3 protein-coding genes are annotated in these 2,735 nt (G+C 34.8%); all 3 read left to right on the top strand.

Annotation, left to right across the window (positions count from 1 at the left end; translation table 11 throughout):
- Nucleotides 1–388, top strand: a 388-nt coding sequence (locus CD33_RS00195) for a tyrosine-type recombinase/integrase (RefSeq protein WP_036196988.1), incomplete at its 5' end; no start/stop codon positions are given.
- 467 nt (nucleotides 389–855) lie between these two features.
- Nucleotides 856–1,803, top strand: a complete 948-nt coding sequence (locus CD33_RS19320; protein WP_052129847.1) for an HTH domain-containing protein — start codon at nucleotides 856–858, stop codon at nucleotides 1,801–1,803.
- 16 nt (nucleotides 1,804–1,819) lie between these two features.
- Nucleotides 1,820–2,395 carry a MerR family transcriptional regulator gene (locus CD33_RS00185; protein ID WP_036196987.1) on the top strand — a complete coding sequence of 192 codons (576 nt, stop codon included), beginning with the start codon at nucleotides 1,820–1,822 and terminating at the stop codon, nucleotides 2,393–2,395.
- Nucleotides 2,396–2,735 lie beyond the last annotated feature (340 nt).

The following is a 2,735-nucleotide window of genomic DNA, read 5'->3' as shown; positions in this document are numbered from 1 at the left end:
ACAAGGAAAGCAGCATGTTATTATCCTGGAAAAAAAGACTGGCAAGCATAAACGTTTTCTGTTGCCGAAGTCAACGCGTGAGGCAATCGCAGATTATACGCGTGGTATGGATAGTGAGGATTACTTATTTGCAAGTCGTAAGGGTGATAGTCACATATCAACTACGCAAGCATATAGAATGCTACAGAAGGCTGCAGATGCACTAGGACGCGATGATATCGGAACTCATACAATGCGAAAGACATTCGGCTATCACCACTACAAGCGTAATAAGGATGTAGCGACGCTACAACATATATTTAATCACTCAGCGCCGTCTATTACACTTAAGTATATTGGAATTACTGACGATGAAATCGATAAAACGATGGAGGATTTTTCGTTATAACAAGCTCAATAATTAATTTAGAATTAATAAATCAGATCATCTGTGTTTTCAAAAGCATTTTAAGTAAAAGAATGAAGAATCAAAAATATTCTATAAGGGAAACATATGGACTTTTTAATATTTAATTATTTAGTTACCATTGCAGATTGACCAGGTTTAGTATATGTTATAAATATTGAATTAATTGAACGGAAAATAAAAAAACAACCCTGCGGAAAGTAATTGGTTTGCCGACCTTTTACCTTCCCTCACAACCGTGTCGAGACCACGGTGCAAGTTTGCAGAGTTGATTTATACTAAGTTATATGACGTAATGTCTATCGTTATTCTATATGATAGAGAATGTTATTTCAATAGTAAAGTATAAATCAATCATCGCTAATAGTCGCTAATATGCGCTTGCATCGTCTTGAAAAACACGATTGCAGGCGCTTTTTCTTTTCCGAAAATACTGGAGGAAAACGACTATGAAAATTTTAACTGCATCAAATCAACGCGTACAATTTTATTTGAATTATACTACGGAGAAACCGTCTACACCTGCTACACGTAAGCGATTAGAAGTTCTAAAAACTACACTAGAAGAACGAAATATCATGCTCGACGAAATGTTTACACATAAACAATTAGCGGTCGTAGATCGCATTATTTATTTAACGAGTGGTGCAGGAATAGCAAAAGTTGGTGCCGAGAAGTTAGCGGAGAAATGTGAAGTATCGAAAAGAACCGTTACTAGCGCTGTAAGAGCGTTAAAAGAAACGGGCGAGTTTATAGTTGGCCGATTAATTAAAACGAAAGGCGGAGTTGGTAAATACATTTTCGTCGATAAAAAGCATCCAAACTTCCGGGAAATTATGCGCGAGGTATTCTCGTTTTCTGATTACAAATTTGCACAACTAACTGCGGAACAAATTGCCGAACAGGAAATTACTAAATCCATTGAGGCTGTAAGTCCGAATGCAGAAAATAAGAGTCCTAACATTAATATCTATTCTATAAAACAAGAAAAAACTAAGTATATAAGTGATATAGCTCACGCTATTAAAACCTCTATTGAAAAAGACTCAACACCAAGTCGAGAATATGTCGAAGAATATGCTTCAAATCCGCTTCAAATTCAGTTCTATGAGCTCTTAAATGGATTGGCTTACCCAAAACCTATTGATGCTGTAAAACACGTTCTAGCGCTTCGTATAGGTTCAGATTGCGATATTAAACGCTTTATTAAAGCGAAAAATATTGTTCATTCTATCTCTATGCGAATTTTAGATGGCTACGAATTCGAAAATATCCCTGCTGCGTTTACTGCAGCTCTTACAAAGTCTGAAACATATGAAGTACCACCGATAAAAGCAAAACCAACGTATTCAAAACGGTCTGTATCATTTTATAATTGGCTTACCGAACGCGAATAAATACGGAGGTGAACGAATGGAGCGGGTTAGTGCGAAGTTAGCGTCAGAAATGCTCGGTTTTACAACGACCAATTTAAAACATTACGCTGCATTATTGGAACAGAATGGGTTAGAAATCTACCGAAATTCACGTAATCATCGCGAATATACGCAAAATGACGTGAAGATCTTAAAGGCTATGCAATACCTAAATCGTGAAAAATCAATATCCTTAGATGATGCAGCAATTAAGGTGACATCGTCTGATTTTGATCCTGATGCTTTATTATCGCAACAATTACCGCGAGTAGTCGCTCAAAATGACGCGAATATAAGCATAGTGAAGCAAGAAAATGACAATACCTTACGTATATTAGCGGAATTATCTACGATATTAACAGAGCAAAAAGCAATTCGTGAAGAATTGCTTGTTCGAGATAAATTACAAATTGAATTTATGAGCACAATCGATAATAAACTAGCGCAACAAGCAGAAACAATGAAGGAACAGGCAGCGAAAATCGAGGCAATAAATATGGAATTAGAAACACTTAGAAAAAAACAGATAGAAAAATCCAGATCATTTTGGGCTCGATTATTCGGCAGTAAATAAACTAAACAGTAAGCATACGACAGCTAAAAGTTATATCTATATAATTCCTTTGAATGAATAATTGATATTTTTATTAAAATAGTATTGACCTTTTATTTGTTTGTTGGTATTATTATTTAGCTGTCGCAAAAGACTTAATTATTTAAACATCACTTGACTTTTTCTTAATCACTGATATAATATAATTCTTGTCGATTGATAGACATTTGCTAGGTTGAAAATAGATTTTAAAATCTATTTACAACAAAACGATATTCTGATATAATTTAATTCCTGTCACCAAATAGTGACATTGAACCTTGAAAACTGAACAACAAAACGTTAATGATATCGTTTCTTC

This window comes from Ureibacillus sinduriensis BLB-1 = JCM 15800, assembly GCF_000772955.1.
Taxonomy (GTDB): Bacteria; Bacillota; Bacilli; order Bacillales_A; family Planococcaceae; genus Ureibacillus; species Ureibacillus sinduriensis.
Note: the sequence above shows the minus strand (reverse complement) of the source record. Positions and strands in the feature narration are given on the sequence as shown.